Origin of the sequence: Treponema sp. (assembly GCF_045641405.1) — a bacterium.
Lineage (GTDB): Bacteria > Spirochaetota > Spirochaetia > Treponematales > Treponemataceae > Treponema_D.
This window is the reverse complement of record NZ_JAZUGX010000049.1, coordinates 25,829-47,725: the sequence shown is the minus strand read 5'-3', so window position 1 is coordinate 47,725 and position 21,897 is coordinate 25,829. Positions and strand designations below refer to the sequence as shown.

The 21,897-nt window shown below is 42.6% G+C and carries 19 protein-coding genes and 2 tRNA genes; 7 read left to right on the top strand and 14 right to left on the bottom strand.

All coding sequences use genetic code 11. From position 1 onward, the window contains the following. Positions 1-2 precede the first annotated feature (2 nt). The gene (gene zapA / locus ACKI39_RS07985; protein WP_407399368.1) at positions 3-305 is read left to right on the top strand and encodes a cell division protein ZapA; all 303 of its coding nucleotides are present in this window, start codon (positions 3-5) and stop codon (positions 303-305) included. Next, a complete protein-coding gene (locus ACKI39_RS07980) occupies positions 305-763 on the top strand; it encodes a DUF188 domain-containing protein (RefSeq protein WP_407399366.1) in 459 nt (152 codons plus the stop codon). Before zapA ends, ACKI39_RS07980 begins: the two co-directional genes overlap by 1 nt. Here the strand turns inward: ACKI39_RS07980 and ACKI39_RS07975 are convergent. From ACKI39_RS07975 to ACKI39_RS07960, 4 genes are read right to left on the bottom strand one after another with little or no spacing between them, the layout of a single operon-like run. Next, the gene (locus ACKI39_RS07975) at positions 753-2,024 is read right to left on the bottom strand and encodes an HD domain-containing phosphohydrolase (RefSeq protein WP_407399364.1); all 1,272 of its coding nucleotides are present in this window, start codon (positions 2,022-2,024) and stop codon (positions 753-755) included. The genes ACKI39_RS07980 and ACKI39_RS07975 overlap by 11 nt on opposite strands. Before the next feature lie 55 nt (positions 2,025-2,079). Beyond that, positions 2,080-2,946, bottom strand: coding sequence for an RsmB/NOP family class I SAM-dependent RNA methyltransferase (locus ACKI39_RS07970; RefSeq protein ID WP_407399362.1), 867 nt, complete (start codon positions 2,944-2,946; stop codon positions 2,080-2,082). After that, positions 2,936-4,111: a glycoside hydrolase family 3 N-terminal domain-containing protein gene (locus ACKI39_RS07965; protein WP_407399360.1), complete on the bottom strand. Its 1,176-nt coding sequence runs from the start codon at positions 4,109-4,111 to the stop codon at positions 2,936-2,938. Before ACKI39_RS07965 ends, ACKI39_RS07970 begins: the two co-directional genes overlap by 11 nt. Before the next feature lie 3 nt (positions 4,112-4,114). Then, the gene (locus tag ACKI39_RS07960; protein WP_407399358.1) at positions 4,115-4,903 is read right to left on the bottom strand and encodes an SDR family NAD(P)-dependent oxidoreductase; all 789 of its coding nucleotides are present in this window, start codon (positions 4,901-4,903) and stop codon (positions 4,115-4,117) included. A 58-nt stretch (positions 4,904-4,961) separates the two neighbouring features. Between ACKI39_RS07960 and ACKI39_RS07955 the strand changes: the two genes are divergently transcribed. Further along, complete coding sequence (locus ACKI39_RS07955; RefSeq protein ID WP_407399356.1) at positions 4,962-6,413, top strand: nicotinate phosphoribosyltransferase; 1,452 nt, start codon at positions 4,962-4,964, stop codon at positions 6,411-6,413. Here the strand turns inward: ACKI39_RS07955 and ACKI39_RS07950 are convergent. The 6 genes from ACKI39_RS07950 to ACKI39_RS07925 form a co-directional block, all read right to left on the bottom strand. Further along, complete coding sequence (locus tag ACKI39_RS07950; protein ID WP_407399354.1) at positions 6,410-7,144, bottom strand: helix-turn-helix domain-containing protein; 735 nt, start codon at positions 7,142-7,144, stop codon at positions 6,410-6,412. The two genes, ACKI39_RS07955 and ACKI39_RS07950, sit on opposite strands and share 4 nt — an antisense overlap. A gap of 125 nt (positions 7,145-7,269) precedes the next feature. Beyond that, a complete protein-coding gene (locus ACKI39_RS07945) occupies positions 7,270-8,907 on the bottom strand; it encodes a serine/threonine protein kinase (protein WP_407399352.1) in 1,638 nt (545 codons plus the stop codon). Between the two features lie 14 nt (positions 8,908-8,921). Continuing rightward, the gene (locus tag ACKI39_RS07940; protein ID WP_407399350.1) at positions 8,922-9,944 is read right to left on the bottom strand and encodes a metallophosphoesterase family protein; all 1,023 of its coding nucleotides are present in this window, start codon (positions 9,942-9,944) and stop codon (positions 8,922-8,924) included. A gap of 1 nt (position 9,945) precedes the next feature. Continuing rightward, a complete protein-coding gene (locus ACKI39_RS07935) occupies positions 9,946-10,290 on the bottom strand; it encodes an FHA domain-containing protein (protein ID WP_407399348.1) in 345 nt (114 codons plus the stop codon). Between the two features lie 277 nt (positions 10,291-10,567). Next, a tRNA-Pro gene (locus ACKI39_RS07930) sits at positions 10,568-10,640 on the bottom strand. Between the two features lie 48 nt (positions 10,641-10,688). After that, positions 10,689-10,762, bottom strand: a tRNA-Asp gene (locus ACKI39_RS07925). A gap of 118 nt (positions 10,763-10,880) precedes the next feature. Here ACKI39_RS07925 and ACKI39_RS07920 point away from each other — a divergent pair. The 4 genes from ACKI39_RS07920 (at position 10,881) to ACKI39_RS07905 (ending at position 16,583) form a co-directional block, all read left to right on the top strand. Next, on the top strand, positions 10,881-13,502 hold the full coding sequence (locus ACKI39_RS07920; RefSeq protein ID WP_407399346.1) for a penicillin-binding protein 1A: 2,622 nt from the start codon (positions 10,881-10,883) through the stop codon (positions 13,500-13,502). Positions 13,503-13,516: 14 nt separating this feature from the next. Then, positions 13,517-13,936, top strand: coding sequence for a ParB N-terminal domain-containing protein (locus ACKI39_RS07915; RefSeq protein ID WP_407399344.1), 420 nt, complete (start codon positions 13,517-13,519; stop codon positions 13,934-13,936). A gap of 59 nt (positions 13,937-13,995) precedes the next feature. After that, the gene (locus ACKI39_RS07910) at positions 13,996-15,645 is read left to right on the top strand and encodes a nucleoside kinase (protein WP_407399342.1); all 1,650 of its coding nucleotides are present in this window, start codon (positions 13,996-13,998) and stop codon (positions 15,643-15,645) included. A gap of 92 nt (positions 15,646-15,737) precedes the next feature. Further along, positions 15,738-16,583, top strand: coding sequence for a DUF5718 family protein (locus ACKI39_RS07905; protein WP_407399340.1), 846 nt, complete (start codon positions 15,738-15,740; stop codon positions 16,581-16,583). A gap of 101 nt (positions 16,584-16,684) precedes the next feature. Here the strand turns inward: ACKI39_RS07905 and ACKI39_RS07900 are convergent, their stop codons facing one another. From ACKI39_RS07900 to ACKI39_RS07885, 4 genes are all read right to left on the bottom strand, one after another. Further along, positions 16,685-18,112 (bottom strand): sodium ion-translocating decarboxylase subunit beta, encoded by a 1,428-nt coding sequence (locus tag ACKI39_RS07900; protein ID WP_407399338.1) that lies wholly within the window; start codon positions 18,110-18,112, stop codon positions 16,685-16,687. Positions 18,113-18,179: 67 nt separating this feature from the next. After that, positions 18,180-20,249 (bottom strand): sodium-extruding oxaloacetate decarboxylase subunit alpha, encoded by a 2,070-nt coding sequence (gene oadA / locus ACKI39_RS07895; protein ID WP_407399336.1) that lies wholly within the window; start codon positions 20,247-20,249, stop codon positions 18,180-18,182. Positions 20,250-20,268: 19 nt separating this feature from the next. Beyond that, the gene (locus ACKI39_RS07890; protein WP_318691111.1) at positions 20,269-20,514 is read right to left on the bottom strand and encodes an OadG family protein; all 246 of its coding nucleotides are present in this window, start codon (positions 20,512-20,514) and stop codon (positions 20,269-20,271) included. Between the two features lie 159 nt (positions 20,515-20,673). Next, complete coding sequence (locus ACKI39_RS07885; RefSeq protein ID WP_407399334.1) at positions 20,674-21,897, bottom strand: HD domain-containing protein; 1,224 nt, start codon at positions 21,895-21,897, stop codon at positions 20,674-20,676.

Genomic DNA, 21,897 nt, shown 5'->3' with positions numbered 1-21,897 from the left:
CCGTGGGAAAAATTCAAATCGACATACTAGGCACATCATTCTCTGCACAGGCAGCGGAAGACGATGCTTACCTGACAAAGCTTACCTCATATTACAAAGCCATAACGGATTCCATTCAGAAAACTTCTGGTGTTCAAGATCCGATGAAAATCAGCATCCTTGCTGGCATCACTTTGGTCGACGAACTTTACAAGGAAAAGCAGAAATCAATAAAACTGTCCAACGTACTGCGTTCCGACGATGAAGAAAAAGCTGAAAAAATAACAATGAGCATGATTGAAAAAATCAGCGGAGTCCTTGACTGATGAAAATTTTTGTTGACGCGGACAATTGCGAAAAGGATGCAAGAAAAATAATCTTAAAGGCATGCACAAGAGAAAACATTCCAGTTGAACTTGTTGCCAACAAAAAGCTTCCAATAAATACGCAGAACGTGGTTTTTACAATGACCGTATGTCCTGAAACAAAGGACGCCGCAGACAATTACATCTTTGAAAAGGTCACCGAAAGCGACATGGTGATAACACGGGACATTCTTTTTGCAAAAAGGCTCATAGAAAAGAACGTCTTTACGATGAATGACAAAGGAAAGATATTCACCAAGGGAAACATAGAGGACCTGCTAGAACAACGGGAACTTAGCCTTCAGATGAAAAGCCTTGGAATATCAAATGCACCAAACTTCAGGACAAGAACAGATACGACTGAGTTTTCAAAAAGATTCAACGAATCCTTGATTCAGAAAAAGAAAATCACCAGCTGATAGCACGATTGATATCTTCAAGACGATCCTTGATCTGCATGAAGGCATCAACAAGGTCAGGATCAAACTGCTTTCCCCTCTGGTCCTGAATCTCCTTGAATGTATCTTCAACGGTCCATTCAGACTTGTAGCATCTCTTATGCCTCAATGCATCATACACATCAGCAAGGGCGACAATTCTGGCGGCAAGCGGAATTTCACTTCCAACCAAAGCCTGATCAAGTTCGTGAGGCATTTTTGTAGCAGGAACATAGTCCATGTAATCAAAATTACCAGGATAACCTCTGTTTCCACCGTCCCATCTATCATGATGATGAAGACAAACATCACGAGCCATTCTATCAAGCTCATTCTCTACAGGAGAGAAAATCTGAGCGCCGACACAGGTATGGCCTTTCATGATATCCCTTTCATCATCATCAAGGATTCCTTCTTTTTTGAGAATCTTGTCAGGAACGGCAACCTTGCCTACATCATGACAACGGGCAGCAAGACGAAGATTGTCACGGAAACGATCGCGCTCCTTTTCTGGAATATTCATGTTGGTAGCATAGCGGTCATAGATTTCAAGAGAGAACGAAGAGACTCTTTCTACATGGGAGCCTGTCTCCTTAGGATCACGGAATCCAGCCATTTTGACAAGGCGGTCAATATTCTGCCTTGTAAGATATGCATATTCATATATGGAGCCTACCTTTGCAGCAAACTGGGATATATAGAATTCTGATTCCTTATCGAACGGAACGACGTTTCCCTCTTCATCCTGTGCATTTATGATCTGAAGAACACCAAGAACCCTTCCATTTGTCATTATCAAAGGAATGGTAAGCATTGAATGAGTTCTGTAGCCAGTAGCCACATCTGAAAGCTCATTGAATTCATACGGTCTTTTTTCTTTCTTTTCTTCATCCAGATATTCCGACATGTGATAAACATCATCAATGTTCACCATCTTTTTTGCGAGAAGACAATATCCTGAAATATACTGTTTTGTAGGAACAAACGAATAGGAACTATAGGAAAGCTTTTCGCCTGGTGCAAGTTCCTTCTGCTTTGTATCATTCTGACTATAACGAATTCTGAGTCTGTTTTCATTGAAATCATACTCATAGATAGATCCAGCATCGGCATTGACAAGTCTTCGGGCACCGCTAAGGATATTTTCAAGAAGGATATCAACGTCCTTTATTTCCTTGAGCTGCTCTTCTATTTGAGTGATCATCTGCTGCTTGAGTTCAGTCTTGTCAGAAACATTTTCCATAACATACATTATATGCAAACTAAAGCAGATTTACAACTTTATAATGGAATATTCATCATATCTTTTTAATGAGACAGAAAAACAGAGGACCTGCACCATTTGAAGAATCAGGCAAGACATGAAGTCCAAATTCCGTGGATTCAGAGCGGTCAAAGATTTCCGTGAAGTCATAGCCATCAGGAGCTTTTATTTTACCTTTGTAGGAGGCAAGATTTTCTTCAAAGGCAGCCTTCATTTCTTCCTTTGTGGCAAGAGCAACATTCTCGAATTTTTTCATCAGCTTACGAACTATTTCATCATTTTCATGAGGACAAAGCGCACAGGTTGAATAAAGAACATGCCCTCCCCGCTTGACAAGGCGGAAAGCACAGGATAAAAGAGCCCACTGCTCCATGGCAATCGTTTTTACTCGAGATGGAGTCCATTCATTCAGATATTTTGAATCATTGAGAACATGACGCTCACTTGAACATGGTGCATCAAGAAGCACGGAATCATAGCTTTCATTTTCCCGACGGCACCAGGTTGAAGCATCAGAACAGCTTGTCCTGATTTTTTCTGATATTTCCTGAGGAAGTGAATCCATGACAACCTTGGAAAGTCTTCCTTTTCTTTGGGGAGATCTTTCATTGGAAAACAGAACCGCATCATCGCCAAGGTTACCTGCAAGGACTAAAGTTTTTCCACCAGGAGCGGCGCACATGTCAACAATTCGTTCAGCATCCTTAATTGGAAGACACAAGGCAGAAACAACGCTGGCAGGGTCAAGATAATAACTTTCACAACCGTCAAAGTAAAGCTCCGCGTGAACATTATCAGGAGTAAGACTTGCCTTAAGTTGACTCCAACGTTCCTTGAAAATATCTTCATAGAAAGAATCGAATCCTTCACTACCAGAAAGCTTTACATTCTTATTTTTCATAGGTCTGTCCTACCTTGTAGAATCCATTAAACTCCTTCATGCGGTTTTCAATGGATCCATGTTCCTTTATTCTACTTTCATCCAAGAGTCCAAATTTCGCCTTGTAGGTAAGAACCCTTTTTACGGCGCATTGAAGCTTGTTTTTGAAATCAGGTCTTGTTTTACCTTCATTCAACAGAGTTCTTGCTGCATCAAGAAATTTCTTTTCACTGAGCATAATAACATCGACACCTGCCTCTACAGCCTGAACAACAGCCTTTTCAGGAGGAAAACCATTGTCTGCAAGTGCCCCCATGAAAATGTCATCACTGATGACAAGTCCTTCGTAGCCAATCCTTTTTCTAAGAACATCTTCAATCCAAAAGCTGCTTAGGCAGGCAGGTATTTTTTCCCCATAGCCATCTACTATTGCATGGCTCATGAGTATGCAGGTAGGTTGGCCAGCATCCAGGACAAAGGCAAAAGGAATAAGAAAATTCCTGTCAAAATCAGACTGCTCCAGGGAAATAACTGGCAATCCAACATGAGGATCTGTATTTGAATTTCCAGGAAAATGCTTCACAACAGAAGCGATGCCATTTTCTTCATATGCCCTCACGCATTTTATACTGTAGACAACGCTTCTAGAAGCACTTCCAAAGCTTCTGCGACTAAGAAATTCCCTGTTGTAGTCAATCTCGGGTTCAACTACAGGTGCAAGGTTCATATGAATACCAAGCAGTTTCATCTGTCTAGCCTGGAGACCATATATGACAGCAGCTTCATCCGTAGAATAGTTTTCAGATATTCTTTTGCAGGACCTTAGGGTTGAAGTTATACCGCCAAGTCTGTTGACTTCGCCACCTTCCTGATCAACTGCAACATACGGGCAAGTGATGGAATTATCAATACAGTAGTCCATTATGGAATCATTGAAAGCCATAAGCTGTTCCGCACTGTCACCGATGTTATAGGAAAAAAGAAGCACACCACCTGGAACAACAGGAGTTCCATCGTCAAGAAATTCCACCGAACGATAGGTTTTATTCCCTTCAATGTTGACAAGAAAAAGCTGGAAGATTTTTTCTTCATCACTGAGCTTTTCGTAATACTCGTCAACACTGACTGCGAAGAAAAAACAGCGGCATAATACTGCTAAAAGAAAAAGCGAAATATATTTTTTCATGACTTAATTGCTTGGCCGCTTGCAATATTTGAATGTGAACCAGGCACCTAGGTAACGGTCGACATAAGGACTTGCCCATGCCTGTATTTTCCATTTGAAAAATCTCATTGAATAGAGTTTACCTTTTCTTGATGCCTTGATGGCATGTTCTACTGTCTTTTCTGGAGACAGACCATGACGAACTTTTTTTCTTGCACCATTCGAAGCAACATCTGCAAATTCAGTGCTTACTGGACCTGGACACAATGCGGTTACGATGATTCCTCTTGGCTTCAATTCAGCAGCAAGCGCAACACTAAAGCTTAGGACATAAGCCTTGCTTGCGCCATAGACAGCAAAATTTCCAAGAGGCAAGAATGAAGCAAGGCTCGCAGTGTTTATTATGCGTCCACCCCTGTTCATGAAAGGAAGAGCAAAACCTGTTATGCCAGTCAATGAAGTGCAGTTCAAATCCACCATCTCCATTTCACGATTGACATCTGTTTTTGAAAACTCTCCGTAAGTACCAAAGCCTGCATTATTTACAAGCACGGAGATTTCAAATTCACCTCTGTTTTTTTCTTCGATGAAAACATCTCCAAGGCGACGGGCACCTTCGGCACCAGATATGTCAATGGCAAGTACACGAACTGAAACTCCTGTGCTTTCCTCTATTTCTTTTTTTAGCTCTTCAAGACGTTCTTTTCTGCGGGCAACAATCCATATCTCATCAGGCTCCTCGAAGGCAAGCTGCTTTGCAAAACATGTCCCAAGACCACTTGATGCACCTGTCACTACAATTATTTTTTTCATACCCATCATTATAAACCCACCATTGAAAAAAGTCAGTAATTGCAAGTATTATATTGTCATGCATTCATCATTCAGCAAAAGCGCACTGTTCACTGACCTTTATGAACTAACCATGGCTCAAGGATACTGGAAAAACAACATGAACACCCCAGTTGTCTTCGACATGTTCTTTCGCAGGCAGCCATTCAACGGTGGTTTCAGTATCTTTGCAGGAATAGAGCCACTTCTTGATTCCCTCATTGAATTCAGTTTTGACGATGATGATCTGCAATATCTTCGTACTCTAAACCTGTTTGAAGATGGCTTTCTTGAATACCTTAAATCCTTCAGGTTCACAGGAGATCTTTATTCATTTGAAGAAGGAGCCGTGGTCTTTCCACAGGAGCCTTTAATCCGAATCCACGCCAATCTCATAGAAGCACAGATAATCGAAGGACTTGTCCTGAACCTCTGCAATTTTCAAAGCCTCATCGCAACTAAAACAGCCCGTGTATGGCTTGCAAGTAAAAAAGGCAACATCATGGAGTTTGGTCTCAGAAGAGCACAGGGACCAGACGGTGGAATAAGCGCAACGCGAGCCGCATATATCGGAGGCGCAGAAGGAACAAGCAATACCCTGGCAGGAAAACTATTCGGCATTCCTGTCATGGGAACAATGGCGCACTCATGGGTCATGTCATTCAACAACGAACTGGATGCTTTCCGTGCCTATGCAAAAATCTATCCTCAGAAAACAGTGTTCCTCATCGACACTTATGATACCCTAAAGAGCGGAATAAAAAATGCCATCATCGCTGGAAGGGAACTTGTCCAACAGGGATATAATTTCGGTGTCAGACTTGATTCAGGAGACATTTCATACCTTACAAAGGAAGTGCGCAAGGAGCTTGATGCTGCAGGCTTTCCTCAGGCATTCATTTCGGTTTCAAACGAGCTGACAGAAGAAATCATTGAAACCCTTGTTCTTCAGAATGCCCCTATCGCCAGCTGGGGAGTTGGCACCAACATGGTGACAGGAGGAACGGAATCTTCCTTCTCTGGCGTCTACAAACTTGCCGCTAGACAAGACCTTGACTCAAGGACCTTCATTCCTGCAATGAAATTCAGCGACAATCCAGCAAAGAACACAAATCCAGGCATAAAGAACGTTTACAGGCTTTATGATTCAGACGGAATGGCAAGAGCAGACATACTGGCACTTGAAGACGAAATAATTGAATGTGGGAAAGAATATCGATATTTCCATACCATGGTCGACTACAGACAGTTTACCTACAAGGCAAGCTCAGTGAAACCAATGCTGAAAAAAAGACTTGAAAAAGGCCAGCGCATTGAGCCGAGGTTAAGCGACAACCAGCAGTTGCAGGAAAGCCGAAAAAGAATGATGTCAGAAATGGAGACCCTTGATCCTTCATACAAAAGACTTCTCAATCCCCACATCTACAAGGTGTCAATTACTGAGAAACTAAAGGATTTAAAGATGTCTTTCATCAATGCCAACATCCGTTAAACAGCTTCACTGACATTCATCTGATATACACCTTTGCTCTTTCTGATGATATCGATTTTTACTGATTCCTCTGCTCTGCATGCTTTCCTCAGTTCACTTATATACGAATAGAGGATCTGCCTTGAGCTTTCAGAAAATTCCTTCCACAGAAGATTGCAGATTTTTTCCTCTGAAAGTTCCAGTCCTTCATTTTTAAGGAACAAATCAAATAATTTTTTTCGTGATTTTGGAAGTTTATGATTGACGGCAAACAGATCCAGGGCTTCCTTTCGTTTCTTTTCTTTTTTTGTAAGCAGTTTATGCGGTGGGCAGATGGCAGTAAGATAATTACTGAATTCATGTTTATTTAAATAGGATTCAAGAAGGGCAAAAGCAGGTATCAGAAGTTCAAGTTTTTTTTCTCCAACTTTGGGCAGAAGATAATACTTGTTCTTGACAAACCAGAAGGCAGCCCTCGCGTCGGGATCAGGATATGGATCATTGTAGACGACTACAGGAACTGGATTCTTGCATTTAGCTATGTATGTATAGGGATTGAACAAGTCCATCTGGAAGGTTCTTACATCAATCATTACATATTCAATGTACCCTGGTGGAGCCGTTTCAATGCATGCATAGAATTCGGCAGGTTCCGTAAAAATTGTGACTTCACTGCTTGTTCTTTCCATATAGGCAGCAAGCTCGATACAGACCTTCTGCTGGTCTTTTTTGGTGAGCAAAAATACTGACATCTACTTTGTTAACTCCGACATTTATCTATTGTTTTAAATATACTATACATCCTGAAATTTTACAAACTTTTTCGAAAAACTTCATTCTAAGAACATCGAAGATTCGATAAATGCCAGCTAAAGGTTCACTGCTTTTTTCTCATGCTTCCGTTGATGAACAGTTCATCCTGATACCAGTCTATGCGCAGACTGAAATATTCATCATAATAGCCTTCATTGGCAATGAGGAATTTATAGACAGTTCCCGTAGTGAGCCTTGAAAAATCTACTTTCTTTACATCAACCCACTTATTTCCGCTAAGGATCAGGAAATCCGCCTTATCAGTAATATCCTCTCCTGTATCGGAATCCACGGCATTAAAGTGAACGGACAGATTTCTACTTGCATTCCTGAGGAAATCAAGCTTTAGAATCTTGCTTTCCCGATCAACGCTGATGCTCTTCCACCAAACATAAGGACCTTCAGCAATCTTGATTCTGTATTCACCAGGTTGAAGGAAAACATCCTTCGTGTAATATTCAATATTCTTACTTTCAACTGAACTCTTTCTTGGAGCAAAGATTCTTCTTGTTCCAGGAACCTCAGGAATCTCATCCCCATCGTTGATAAAGAAGAATGCGTGAGCAGGAATATCAGCTGCAGCACTGGCAGTTGCAGGCATCTGCATGGTCAATGAAATAGGCGTATACCAGGACCTTAGGATAGTCCTATGGATATAGCCTTCTTTCCACGCAAAGCCTACTGCACCAAGAACCAGAACGGCGGCAAAACCTATCAAAGCAAACCTTTTGAGTTTTCTGTTTCTTTCTTCAAAGGCTGGATATTTCATTGTCTTCGTTGAAACTACGGATTGAGCCAAAGCTACCCTTATGGCATGGGCATCATAGCGCTTAAGATATTTTCGTATCTTAGCTATCACTGGTTCAATGGACTGAAAACGTTTCGCAGGATTAGGCCTCATCATCCTGTTGATGAGGGATGCAATTTCCTGAGGAATGCTCCTGTTCAATTTTCTAGGTGGAATATAATTTCCTTTCTTGATTTTGGCAATGGTAGCAGGAGCCATATCACCAGCATAGGGTTTTGTCCCTGTAACCATTTCATAGAGCATTACACCCAGGGAATAAATATCAGCACGGGCATCAACGGTACTGGAATCAGTAAGCTGTTCTGGAGACATATATGCAGGAGTACCTAAAGTAGACCCCGCCATAGTAATCGATGATCCTGCAAGTGTAGTATTTGAGACCAAGGTCTTGTTTGAGGCTGCGGTCGGTGATTCGCTTTCCTTTTCATCGCTTGCGATACCAAAATCAGCAAGCTTTATTTCTCCTCTTTTTGACATTAGAATGTTTCCAGGCTTGATGTCACGATGAACGACTCCTTTGGCGTGGGCATTTTTAAGGCCAAGACAGGCATCCTGAAGCACAAGCATCGCAAGTTGAGGAGGAAGGACAGTCTGTTTTTCAATGAGACGGTCCAAAGACATTCCTTCAACATATTCAAGGACTATGTAGTTGGCACGACCTTCAGTAAAATAGTCGAACATGCGGACAACATAGGGACTTGAAAGATCACTTAAGATTCTTGCCTCCCTCTTGAAGCGTTCCCTGATGGCTGCACCACCATTTCTAAGTGTAAGTTTCTTGATGACAACCTTTCGTTTCAGTTCTGGATGGGTCGCAAGATACACGGCACCCATTCCGCCTGCAGCAATTTTGACGCAGTTCTTGTACTTTCCGATTGTCTCCATATCAGCCATAGCTTTTCTCCACCTTATATTTCAAGAATATCAATTTCAGGATCAAACTTAACTCCTGGAACAGCATATGCAACGTTCATCTGCTCAGGGTTATGCAATTGAAGGTATGCCCCATTCTGCCTGAGATAATACTTGGCATCCTTTACAGGTCTATGACCACCAAACCAAAGGATTCCTTTACCCTTGGATTTTCCATTAAGCTTTTTAAGAAGCTTTTTGCAGGTGCTGTCAAAAACGACATCGTTTCCTGTCCAAGTAAGACCTTCAACGACACGAACATGATCATCCACATTGCAGTTGATCACATCATCCCTAGTGTAAATATCCGCAGGCTCCGCATGAGATATGCCAAAAGAAGGAAATATGGCACACAGTGGAAGAGCTTTTTCCCATAGGTTTATTAGATGAAGGACAGCATCGCCGTAAACCTGACGTATAAAATCGCAGCACATCTGCCCTTCGCAAACAAATTTCCTGAAGGAATGGTTTCCATGTCCATTTTCATTGGTGACATTTTCGTGGTTTCCTTTTAAGAAATGAAAATTTTCAGGAAAGCTGTTTTTGATATGCATGAGGATCTGCCAGACGACAACATTTTCCCTCATTTCTTCCTGCATGGAAGGTCCTGCATATACATCCATCTGCCAATCCTGGAAACTTTTTACCCAACGGTCATATGCCCTCATCTCTCCATGAACGGCATCTCCGACACATACAACCATAAGGGAACCTTCATTCAATCTGTCCAGAACCGAATCTTGAGAATCAGGCTTAAAATCCAGCAGTTTCAAAAGAAAATCCGCCCGTCCATGGATATCTGGGACAATTATGACAGGAATCTGACTTGACGAGAAATCCAAAAGCCCACCTGCACCACCTTTTGAATTCAAGGGACGATAGGCTGAATCTTCATTCTCAAGAACAGAAATAGACTCATCCAGAAAAACCTGAAATTCAGATTCTTCTGGAAACGATTGAGAATCCTTGATTTCTTGAAGACTTTGCCTAAATGAAGCCAGCTGCTCTTTGGTAAGCATTTTAGCCCATTATGAGGTTTGCAGAGCCAATGGTAAGCTTGTCGCCTGCGTTGAGTTTAACATACTTATCAGGCGGAATTCTGCGTCCATTAAGGAAAGTTCCGTTGGTGCTGTTTTCATCCTTTACGAAATATGCATCACGGATTTTCTGGATTATGCAATGATGGCGGCTTGCAAGCTTTGAATCGATTACGATGTCATTATCCTGCTCTCGGCCCATTGTTATCTTTGCGGCAATCTGAATCTTTTTCTTGTTGAATACAAGATATGAAACCTGCTGAGATTCAGCAATTTTGTCCAGATGCTGTCCTAAAGGACTAGAATTAATAATTGTAGTATCGCTCATAGATAAATTATAAGGCCGCTTTTGCATTATGACAAGTAAATTAAAAAACGGAGGCTTTCGGGCAAGGGGGCCCGCCCTCCTTTCGCAGACCTCCTGTCTGCTCTCTTCGGGCCGGCTTCTTCGCTGTCGGCACCATCCATGGTGCCTTTTCCAAGCCTGCCGCACGCTCTTGCTACGGCCGTCTTGGCGCTCATCAGCTTCGAATCCCCCTGTTATTTTTCTATATATGTTTTAAAATTATTAAAGCTGCTTAGTTTTTACTAAACAGCTTTTGTTTTCGGGCAAGGGGGATTCGAACCCCCGACCTCCACGTCCCGAACGTGGCGCGCTACCAACTGCGCTATTGCCCGAATTGGGTCATATAAAAAAAATAACCTACTCGAATGAGTAGGTTTTATCGGGATGTACGGGACTCGAACCCGTGGTCTCCGGCGTGACAGGCCAGCGCGATAACCAGCTTCGCTAACACCCCGTGATGACTTGTAACATACCATAAACTATCTGGATATGTCAATAGTCATCTTATTTCATATGGATAAACTTCTGCTAAAATTGCAAAACTATTGTTTTTTCTATATAATGCTTAAACTATGAAACTTGGTAAACACCTGCCTGCAATCAGCCTTGGCGTGCTTTTATTTTTTTCCGTTCTGTTTGGAGCACTTCTTGGCAAGGGACTTGCAGCAACAGTCAACACAATAAATACAGAAAACTTCACAGACTTTGAAACAGCTCTTCCAACACGCCTTCTTGATGTACACGGCGAAGTAATCACGGAATTCGCCAGCGATGAACGCCGTGAAATCATTGCAATCAGAGACCTTCCTCAGCACATGAAGGATGCTCTTCTTACCCGTGAAGACCGTATTTTCTACAGCCACCACGGTTTCAGCTTCAAGGCACTTTCCCGCGCCGTAATCGGAGTTCTTACACACAGATCCCTTGGTGGTGGTTCTACCCTTACACAGCAGATAGCAGGAACGCTTTATGCAGACCGCAGCGACTATTCATTCAAGAGAAAATTCCGCGAGCTTTGGTGGGCAATCCAGATGGAACGACACCTTTCAAAGGATGAAATTCTTGAGCTTTACATAAACAGGACATACTTTGGTGGCGGTACGTACGGTGTAAGCGCCGCAAGCAAATACTACTTTGGTCACGGGGCTACAGAAATCACTCCAGCAGAGGCAGCTATCCTCGTAATCCAGCTTTCAAACCCTTCATTCTACAATCCTTTTGAGCATCCTAACCGAGCCATGGCAAGACAAAAGGATGTTTTGACTTCAATGGTAGATTCAGGCTACATATCAAAAGAAGAGGCTGATGAAAGTTTTGATACTTATTGGGCAAACTTTGACTACACAAGAACAAGCGCTTCAGCACATACGATGCAGAACGACGAAGCTCCTTGGTTCAGTGAATATGTTCGCCGTACCCTTAACGACATGATCTATGGAACAGAGGATATCTACACAAGCGGATTTACAGTAAATACATCTCTCAATCTTTCGCACCAGAAAGCAGCAGACGAAATCATGCAGGACTACATCAAGGCCGCAAACAGAATGTACCAGAGGACCATGAACTCCCACGAGCGTTCTGCATTCAGCAAGTACATTCCATTTACAGAACTCATGAGCCTTACCTTCAACCTGCCTGACCTAAAGATGTCCGAACAGAGAAACCAGACCATAGCAATCAAGGAATACCGCAACAAGATCAATCCTATGGTCGATGTTTTCTCAATGATGTTCGGTATCGAATCCCTCAAGACGGAAATCGTAAACAAAGGAAACTCCCTCACAAAACAGAATGCAGAAAAGACTACCATCGAAGGAACAATGATTGCCCTTGAAAACTCAACGGGTTACATCGATGCAATGGTCGGCGGTTCTAAATACGATCAGGAGAATCAGTTCATCCGTGCCATCCAGGCAAAACTTCAGCCAGGTTCAACTTTCAAGCCACTGTATTATTCAGAAGCAATTGAAAACCACCAGATGCTGGAAGGTCACCCAGCTTCCATGACTGCAATCATCAGCGATACACCTGTTGTTTTCCACAAGGAAGACGGCACCCCTTACATTCCTCAGGACTTTAAAGGCCAGTGGGAAGGCGATGTTCCTCTCTGGTATGCTCTTGCACACTCCATGAACGTTCCTTCGATCAAGGTCCTTGATGCGGTAGGTTTCGATGCTGCAATCAAGCGTACATCTTCTCTTCTTGGCATTCCTTCCAACGAACTTGAGTCCCGACACTTTGACAGGGTTTACCCTCTTGGTCTCGGTGTATGTGCCGTTCGTCCAATTGAAATGGCAAAGGCTTACGCAACAATTGCAAACCATGGACAGGAAGTTACTCCGATTGCAATTCTCTCTGTAGAAGACAAATACGGAAACGAAATATTAAACCCGGAAAAAGAACTTCGTGCAAAGCAGAAATCACAGAAAGGTGGCAAGCAGATCCTCAAGCAGGAATCAGCATTCATCATGCAGGAAATCATGAAGCAGACCGTAGCAAGCGGAACACTCCGTTACGGTGGAGACTGGGATTCTACATACTATGTTACAGGAAAAAGAAAAGGCAAGGGATCAAAATTCCGCCTTGAAAATTCGCATGGACAGAAGTTTGACATGCCGATTGCAGGAAAGACAGGAACAACACAGAACTGGGCAGATGCCTGGGCTGCTGGTTTTACTCCATATTATACATCTGTATTCTGGTTTGGATTCGACAAGCCAGGTCAGTCTCTCGGTCTTTCAATAACAGGTTCTACCCTTGCTGGCGTCGCTTGGGGTGACTTCATGAATGCGGCAAATCAGGGGAAAGGATACAAGCCGTTCTTTGATGAGAAACCAGAAGAACTCATTGAGCTTGAAATCTGTTCCAAGAGCGGTGGTCTTCTTACTCCAGACTGTGAAGGCTACAAGATGATTGCATACTATTACCCAGGAACAGAGCCTACAGAAACCTGTATCAAGCACACCGACAGTACTGGAAGAACTTTGGGAACATTCAGATTAAAAAGGGCAAGACTTCAGTCAGGATACTATTTCATTGATGATGCTGACTTTGCACCACTCCATGTTGACCTTAGTTTCCTTAGAAGCGGTAAGCTTACTTCTGAGCTTAACATTGAACTTGAATCTGAAAGCGACAACTTTGCATCTAACAGGGACCCTGATGATTTCTCTAACTGGCTCCTTGACTAGGACTGGAGGATTTTATGATCGTAAAGATAGAGGACATAAAGATTAAAAAAAGAGTTCGCCGAGACTTAGGTGACATAGAAGCCTTGAAGGACAGCATCAGGCAATATGGTCTTATGAATCCTATCACTCTCAATGCAAAATATGAACTTGTCGCTGGAGAACGACGTCTTGAGGCTGCAAAAGCTCTAGGCTGGGAAAGGATCAACGCCATCGTCCTTGATAAAAACGTCGACAAGGTGCATCAGCTTGAAATGGAGCTTGAGGAAAACAACCAACGCAAGGAATTCACCGACGAGGAACTTCTGGAAGGATATAAAAGACTTGAACGTCTTAGAAATCCTTCTATTTTCATGAGAATCCTTACTTTCATCGCAAATCTTTTCATGGCAATCATAAAAAAGATCGCAAGCCTCTTTGATTCAGGAAAAGAATAAAATTTGTAAATCCTGGAATATGAATTATAATTATAGAAGCAACTTTTTTGGAGGCTTCTATGAACAAGATTAAAATTACATTTCCAGACAATTCTGTTATCGAGGCGGACAAGGAAATTCGTCCACTTATCTTGATTGATCATTTCAATTCAGACAAAAAAATTCTTGCAGTTAAAGTCAACAACGAGGTATGTTCCCTCTCAACCCCAATCAACATCTCAGCCAAGGTTGAACCTGTCTACGCAGACACGGGGACAGGTGCTTCCATCTACAGACGATCCCTTTGTTTTCTTTTAGGTGCGGCAGCACATACCCTCTACCCTGGCAAAAGACTTCTTGTAGGACCTAGCATCGGATACGGATATTACTACACCCTTGAAAAAGGCTCGGAAATCACACAGGCTGAAATCGACGCGCTCAAAGAAGAAATGGCTCGACTTTCAAAGGAAGATCTGGCAATTGAGACTACCTATGTTTCATATGAGGATGCCTGCAACATATTTGAGTCCCTCAACCTGACAGAAACAAGAAAAGCATTGAATTACCACTGTCCTTCAAAAATTCTTCTAAACACAGTAAATGATTTTAAGGACCTGTACTTTGGACCACTCGTTCCAAGCACTGGATTCATCGATGTATTTGATATCGTTAAATACAACGATGGTTTCCTTTTAAGATTTCCTAAGCATAAGGAACCTGAAAAGCTCTCTGAATTTGAAGATCAGCCTAAGCTTTTCAACATCTTCAAGAACTATAAGGAATGGGGGAAAAAGCTTGGAGTCACTTCTGCCGCAAGCTTGAATCAGGTAATCCACGACAAGAGAGTCAACGACTTCATCAGCATCTCGGAAACATACCAGACAAAGATGATTTCTGACATTGCAGACCAGATTCAGGAAAAGAAATCTGCCCGCGTTGTTCTTATCGCAGGGCCATCTTCCTCAGGAAAAACAACCACAAGCAAAAAGCTTTCACTTCAGCTTGAAGCAAGAGGCTATACACCTAAGGTCATTTCTCTTGACAATTATTATGTCGGCAGAGCTGAAACTCCAAAGGATGAATTCGGCAACTATGACTACGAATGTCTTGAAGCTCTTAATGTAAAGATGCTTAACGAAAATCTTGTTGACATGTTCAACGGAAAGGAAATTAAGCTTCCATCATACGATTTCCATGAAGGTGTAAGTTACTTTAAGGGCGATACCATGCACCTTGAAGAAAATGATATCCTTGTAATGGAGGGTATCCACGGTCTAAACGACAGGCTCACTCCTCTCGTTGCACCAGAACTAAAATTCAAGATTTATCTTTCTGCCCTTACCCAGCTCAACCTTGATGACCACAACAGAATTTCCACAAGTGACAACCGCCTTATAAGACGCATCGTTCGCGACTACAACTACCGTGGCAAGAGTGCCGCAGACACAATCAGCATGTGGGACAATGTTCAGAAAGGAGAAAGGCTCCACATCTTCCCGTTCCAGAACAATGCAGATGCAATGCTCAACACTGCACTGGATTACGAACTTGCAGTACTCCGCGTTTATGCTGCCCCTCTACTCCGCTGTGTAACTCCTATGCAGCCAGAATACGCAGAAGCTGGAAGACTGCTTAAGTTCCTTGATAATTTCCAGACAATTCCAGCAACGGCTGTGCCACAGGATTCTATTATCCGTGAATTCATCGGTGGAAGTAAATTCAAATACTAAAACCAAAAATCATGATGATTTGATCCGTAATCCTTTTAGGGTTACGGATTTTTTTTTGCAATAAAATAATTTTTTTTATATACTTTATAACTATGAATATCCAATTAAACACGATGCCATGTTTTGGTGTTGCAGGCAATTTTACAGGACACCTAGAGCAGGCTGGCGAAGCAATAGACTTTGCAAATGTAGTAACAAAGGAAGCAAATGCTCCAAAAGCAATGTTTCCGACCTTTATTCCAGGCAACTCAAACATGGTTCCTGAATTTCTTCATACTTTTCCCTTTGGGAAAGACACAATTATTTTCCCTAAAAATGAACAGAAGCTTCAAATTGAACCTGAATGTGCAGTCATCTGCGATCTTGAATGGAAAGATGATGAAATTACAGCAGTAAAACCTATTGCTTTCGGTGCCTCCAACGACTGTTCCATCAGAAAAGAAGGTACAAAAAAAATCAGCCTAAAGAAAAACTGGGGAAAATCAAGCAAGGGACTTTCAGAAAACCTTATTGCCCTTGATAAATTTTCAGAAGGTGGAATTTTAGACCATTATAGAATTGCAAGCTTCCTAGTCCGAGACGGTAAGGCAAATGAATACGGAGAAGACAGCCCAGTAAAAGGCTACAGCTATATTTACGAAAAGCTAATTGAATGGTGCCTTGAAAAATTCAACGGACAAAAGGATGAAGGCCCTGCAGAAGACATCCATACATATTTACTTGAAGCAGGAAAGCCTTCAAAAGCAATGATTTCAGTAGGTGCAACCCGTTACACTGACTATGGAGAACACAACTTTCTTGCAGACGGAGATGATGCTGTTGTTGTTGTATATCCAGACAATTATTCTGCAGACGAAATAAAAAAAATGGTCGAAAGAAACGAATTTAGCGACGATATGATTTCCGTATTAAGGCAGAGAATAATTCATAATTCATAATGAATTATGAATAAAAATATTAAGGCCTCCTAGTCGAACTAATGTCATCAGTCCGGCCGGAGGCCTTAATTTGTAATTTCTAATTATGAATTATTAATTACTTAGTTGGCATATGTTGCGATGAATACACCGGCAGCAATTGCTGTACCGATAACACCTGAAACGTTTGGTCCCATGGCATTCATCAAAAGGAAGTTTGATGGATCGTATTCAAGACCAACCTTGTTGGCAACACGAGCTGCCATTGGAACTGCAGAAACACCTGCCGAACCGATGAGAGGATTGATCTTCTTCTTGAGGAAGAGATTCATGATCTTAGCCATGATAAGTCCACCTGCTGTAGCAACTGCAAATGCAACAAGACCAAGAATGATGATACCAAATGATTCCTTCTTCATGATCTTTTCTGGAGTCATCTGTGAACCAACACCAAGAGAGAGAAGAATTGAAACGATGTTCATCAATTCATTTTCCATTGTCTTTGAAAGGCGGTCTGCAGCACCACTCTGCTTTACGAAGTTACCGAAAGCAAGCATACCGATGAGAGGACATGCTGGTGGCAAAAGAAGGATTGCAAGAACAAGGAGAAGCATTGGGAACAATACCTTTTCTGTCTTTGAAACGTAGCGGAGCTGTTCCATCTTTATGCAGCGTTCCTTCTGTGTTGTAAGAGCCTTCATGATAGGTGGCTGGATCATTGGAACGAGAGCCATGTAAGAATAAGCGGCAACTGCGATTACGGCCATCATTTCCGGAGCAAGTTTACCTGAAACGTAGATTGATGTTGGACCGTCTGCACCACCGATGATAGAAATCGCCGAAGCCTGAAGGATTGTATAGTCTGTTCCAAGGAATGTGTTCATGAGAGCAACACCAAAGAGTGTGAAGAATACACCAAGCTGGGCAGCACCACCAAGAAGAGCCATCTTAGGGTTTGCAATGAGCGGACCAAAGTCTGTCATAGCTCCGATACCCATGAAGATGAGCATTGGGAAGAATTCGTTTCCAACACCTGCGCTGTAGATGATGTGGAGCATTCCGTGTGGAGCAAGTCCCATGCCAGCACCTGGAATGTTAACAAGAACAGTACCGAATCCGATTGGAATCAAAAGAAGTGGCTCAAATCCTTTACCTACTGCAAGGTAGATGATAAGGAAACCGATGGCGATCATTACGATGTACTTCCATCCTGCTTCCTGTGGAGCATCTTCAAAAGGATTGTTTTCTTCTGCTGCAAGCTGTGCTGCCTTTTCAGCCTTTGCCTGGGCAATTTCTGCTTCTGTCTGCTTGTGGATCATCATATAGATACCGGTTGACTTACCGATATTTCCAAGGAACTTTGAAACGGAAATGTCGTGCTTCCCGTTCCAGTTTTCTGTTCCCTTGATTACACGGTTCATGCCTGTCTTTGGTTCAGCTGTATCCTGTGCAAGAGCTGGTTTTGTGAAAGACAAAACTGAAGCTACTGCCATGATTGCAAGCATGATGAAGGCAATCTTTGTATTTTTAACGTTAGTTCTGATTGGCATATTTTATCCCTAATATTAAAGCTGTTGTCAAAAACATTTCCGTCAGAGAAATCTGACGGAATCATTTTTAGCAAATCTCACAAACTGGCTGTCCGTTTGTTACCTGATCACCCTGATTAGCAAGGAAGTGAACCTTACCATCACATGGTGCCTTAACTTCAAGTTCCATCTTCATTGATTCGAGGATTACAACATTGTCACCCTTCTTTACTGAAGAACCTTCTGGAACTGCTGTGCGGAGGAATACACCTGCAACTGGAGCATTTACCTTTGTTCCGTTTCCTGCAGCTGGTGCTGGAGCTGGAGCAGCGGCTGGAGCTGGAGCTGCTGCAACTGGTGCTGGTGCTGCCTGTACTACACCACCGATTGTTGCAAGAACCTGACCGTTCTGAATCTGTGTTCCTGGAGCAACTGTGTATGTGATTGTTCCGTCTGCTGTAGACTTAACTTCAAGTTCCATCTTCATAGATTCGATGATGATAACTGTCTGGCCCTTTGTTACCTTTGTTCCGTTTGTGAAGCACTGCTTGAACAATGTACCTGCAACTGGAGCTGTGATATCAACACCGCCTGTTGCAACTGGGGCTGCAGCTGCTGGAGCAGCTGCCTGAGCTGAACCTGCGCCAACTGTTACATTGTAAGCGTTGCCGTTTACTGTGATTGCACCTGCACCGTTTGAAGAAACGTTGTAAGAAGTACCGTTAACTGTGATTGTATAGTTACCACCCTTAGATGCGCCTGCTGCAGGAGCTGCAACTTCCTTCTTTGCGAATGTAGAAGCTGCATCAACTGGACCGTTAGCACGTGTCTTGAAGAACTTTTCTGCAACCTGTGGGAACATTGCATATGTAAGAACGTCTTCGTCCGAACCATCACCACCTGCAGCCTTAGAAGCTTCAACCATCTTGTCCCATTCTGGTTCAATCTTGTCTGCAGGGCGGCATGTCATAACTTCGTCCATCTTGTTCTGGGCAAGAGCCTGCTTTACAACATCAGCATTTGCAGAAGTTGGAAGGGCACCGAACTTACCTGTTACAAGGTTTGCAAAGTCTGCTGTCATCTTTTCGTAGCGACCGAAGAGAACGTTGAATACAGCCTGTGTACCTACGATCTGTGAAGTTGGTGTAACAAGTGGAACATAACCTGCATCTTTGTGAACATTTGGAAGTTCAGCAAGAACAGCATCCATCTTGTCTGCGGCACCCTGCTGCTTGAGCTGTGATTCAAGGTTAGAAAGCATTCCACCTGGAACCTGAGAAAGAAGGATACGAGTATCTGCACCAAGGAATGCTGATTCAAGGCTAGAATAGTGCTTGCGAACATCGCGGAAGTAAGCTGCGATTTCAAGGAGAAGCTTTGTATCAAGGTTTGTATCGTATTCTGTGCCCTTGAGCATTTCAACGATTGTTTCTGTTGGTGAGTGTGATGTACCCATAGACATAGAAGAAATTGCTGTGTCTACGATGTCAGCACCAGCTTCGATACCCTTGAGGAGGGAAGCAACAGAAAGACCTGTTGTTGCGTGTGAGTGGATTTCAACTGGAAGATCACATGCCTTCTTGATCTTTGTTACGAGGTCATATGCTTCATATGGCTTGAGAAGACCAGACATATCCTTGATACAGATTGAGTCTGCGCCGAATTCAGCGTATGTCTTTGCGAGTTCCGCATACTTTTCGTTTGTGTGGAATGGAGTTACGGCATAAGAAATAGCCATCTGAACGTCTACACCAGATTTTTTTGCTGCTTTTGTAGCACGTTCCATGTTGCGTGGGTCGTTACATGCATCGAAAATGCGGAAGCATCCGATACCGTTCTTTGCAGCTGTTTCAACAAACTTGTCTACAACATCATCTGCATAGTGCTTGTAACCAAGAAGGTTCTGAGCACGGAGGAGCATCATGATCTTGTTGTTAGGAAGAGCTGCGTGAAGCTTGCGGAGGCGTGCCCATGGATCTTCGTTAAGGAAGCGGATACATGAGTCATAAGTTGCTCCACCCCATCCTTCAATATATTTGTAACCTACTTTGTCGAGCTTGTCACAGATAGGGAGCATATCTGCAGTAGTCATACGTGTTGCGTGAAGCGACTGGTGTGCGTCACGGATAGCAAGTTCTGAAATTCCAACTTTAGCCATAATTTTATCCTCTTATATTTTAGTTTGATTCTTTTTCGTGAACGGCAGCAGCAATAGCGGCAATAATTGCACCATTGTCAGCAGGAGCGGCGGCAGGAGCTGCAGGAGCGGCATCCTTCTTTTCTTCTTTGTCCCAGCCCAAAGCATGAATTACTGCATGAAGTCCTGTCATTGCAAAAATCATGATAATAAGGAAGCTGAAAACTACACCCATTCCCAGCAGAGTAAGAATTCCACTCTGGCTGAGCATTTCAGAGATTGTCATAAATCCTCCAGATAGATATATATTTCCTAAAAACGAATTTTTTCCGCATTGTAGCGTTATTTGGCAATGAGTATATAGGAAAAAAGATTTATATACAATTAGTTGAAGCGTAAAAGATTTGTTAGTTTTATATCAATTTCTTTTTATTACAACTGGAACTCAATCATCAAGAAGAAAATCCTCAAACAGCTGGCGTACATCGATCCCATTGATTTTATTGCCTGATTCATATCCTTTAAGAAGATTTTTGCGGCCATTTTCCAACTGCTTGCTGGTTATTCCATGCTGAATGGAAAGATGGGCCTCAAGAAGCGCCGAAAGATGATCTGCCGCACGGACAAGTCTTCCGTCAACAGGATTGAACTTGTCTTCATTGAACTTTGCATTAAGTTCATCAAAAGAAAGGGAAAGAACACAACCGTCAAAAACAGCCCTGTTGGAAAACTCATCGCTGGTCCAGTAAAGGATTTCATCCCTGTAGAAAGGTTCCATGAGAGGCACAAGTTCCTTCTGGACAATCTGATCTTCTATGTTCTTTACGATTTCAGGAAGTCCGTCAGTTGCATTTTTTACAGGAGAAATGATGTCGCGGGTAACGCTTTCTGGAAGATCGTGGAAAAGCCCAGAAAAAAAGTTGTTGTACACTCGCTTAGGGCACATCTTTGTACCACACTCCCTTCCGAGAAGAAGTGTTATGACAGCAACAAAGAAACAGTGACCAAGGACAGAAGTTTTTGGCACACGCGGAGTCTGATTCCACCTGGTCTGAAACCTGAGCTGTTCTATGCGCATGAGGAATTCAAATGGTTTCTGCTTTGTAATCAGAAGCTGTAGACCACGAAGATCAAGATAGCCTTGAAGATCCGCATTGAGTTCCTTACGAATCCCCTCCAGGCGTTCGATTTCGTTTACTGGAGTAAGCATCTCAAGTTCCCGCATGGTTGAATATTTATGGGCAGCCCGAAATATCCTTACAGTCAAGGCAAGATCACCGACTTCACCTTTATACTGACTTAGATTTTCCTGATACGCCTTGAAGCTATCAAAAAGCTCCCTGTCGTCGATGAGCTTCTCATAGCGCTCAAGAACCCATTGGTTAAGCTTTTTGTATTCCGCTGGATATTCATTTTTTATGAGGGTCTGGACAGGAGCCTTTATGTCACAAAGCTGAATCTTACGAAGAAGATCAAAGAGACTTGCGTAGATAAGCCACTGCCAGTCAATTTTTGCACCAAGGCTTTCCTCATACTTTGCGATTATATAGGCAACGACACATTTTTCCGCGTGCTTATCCATTTCAATGATGTCAAAGGGACGCACCAGATCATTCCATCTTTCAATGGAAAATGCTTCGAAGATCTTAAGAATGAATTTCTTTTTCAT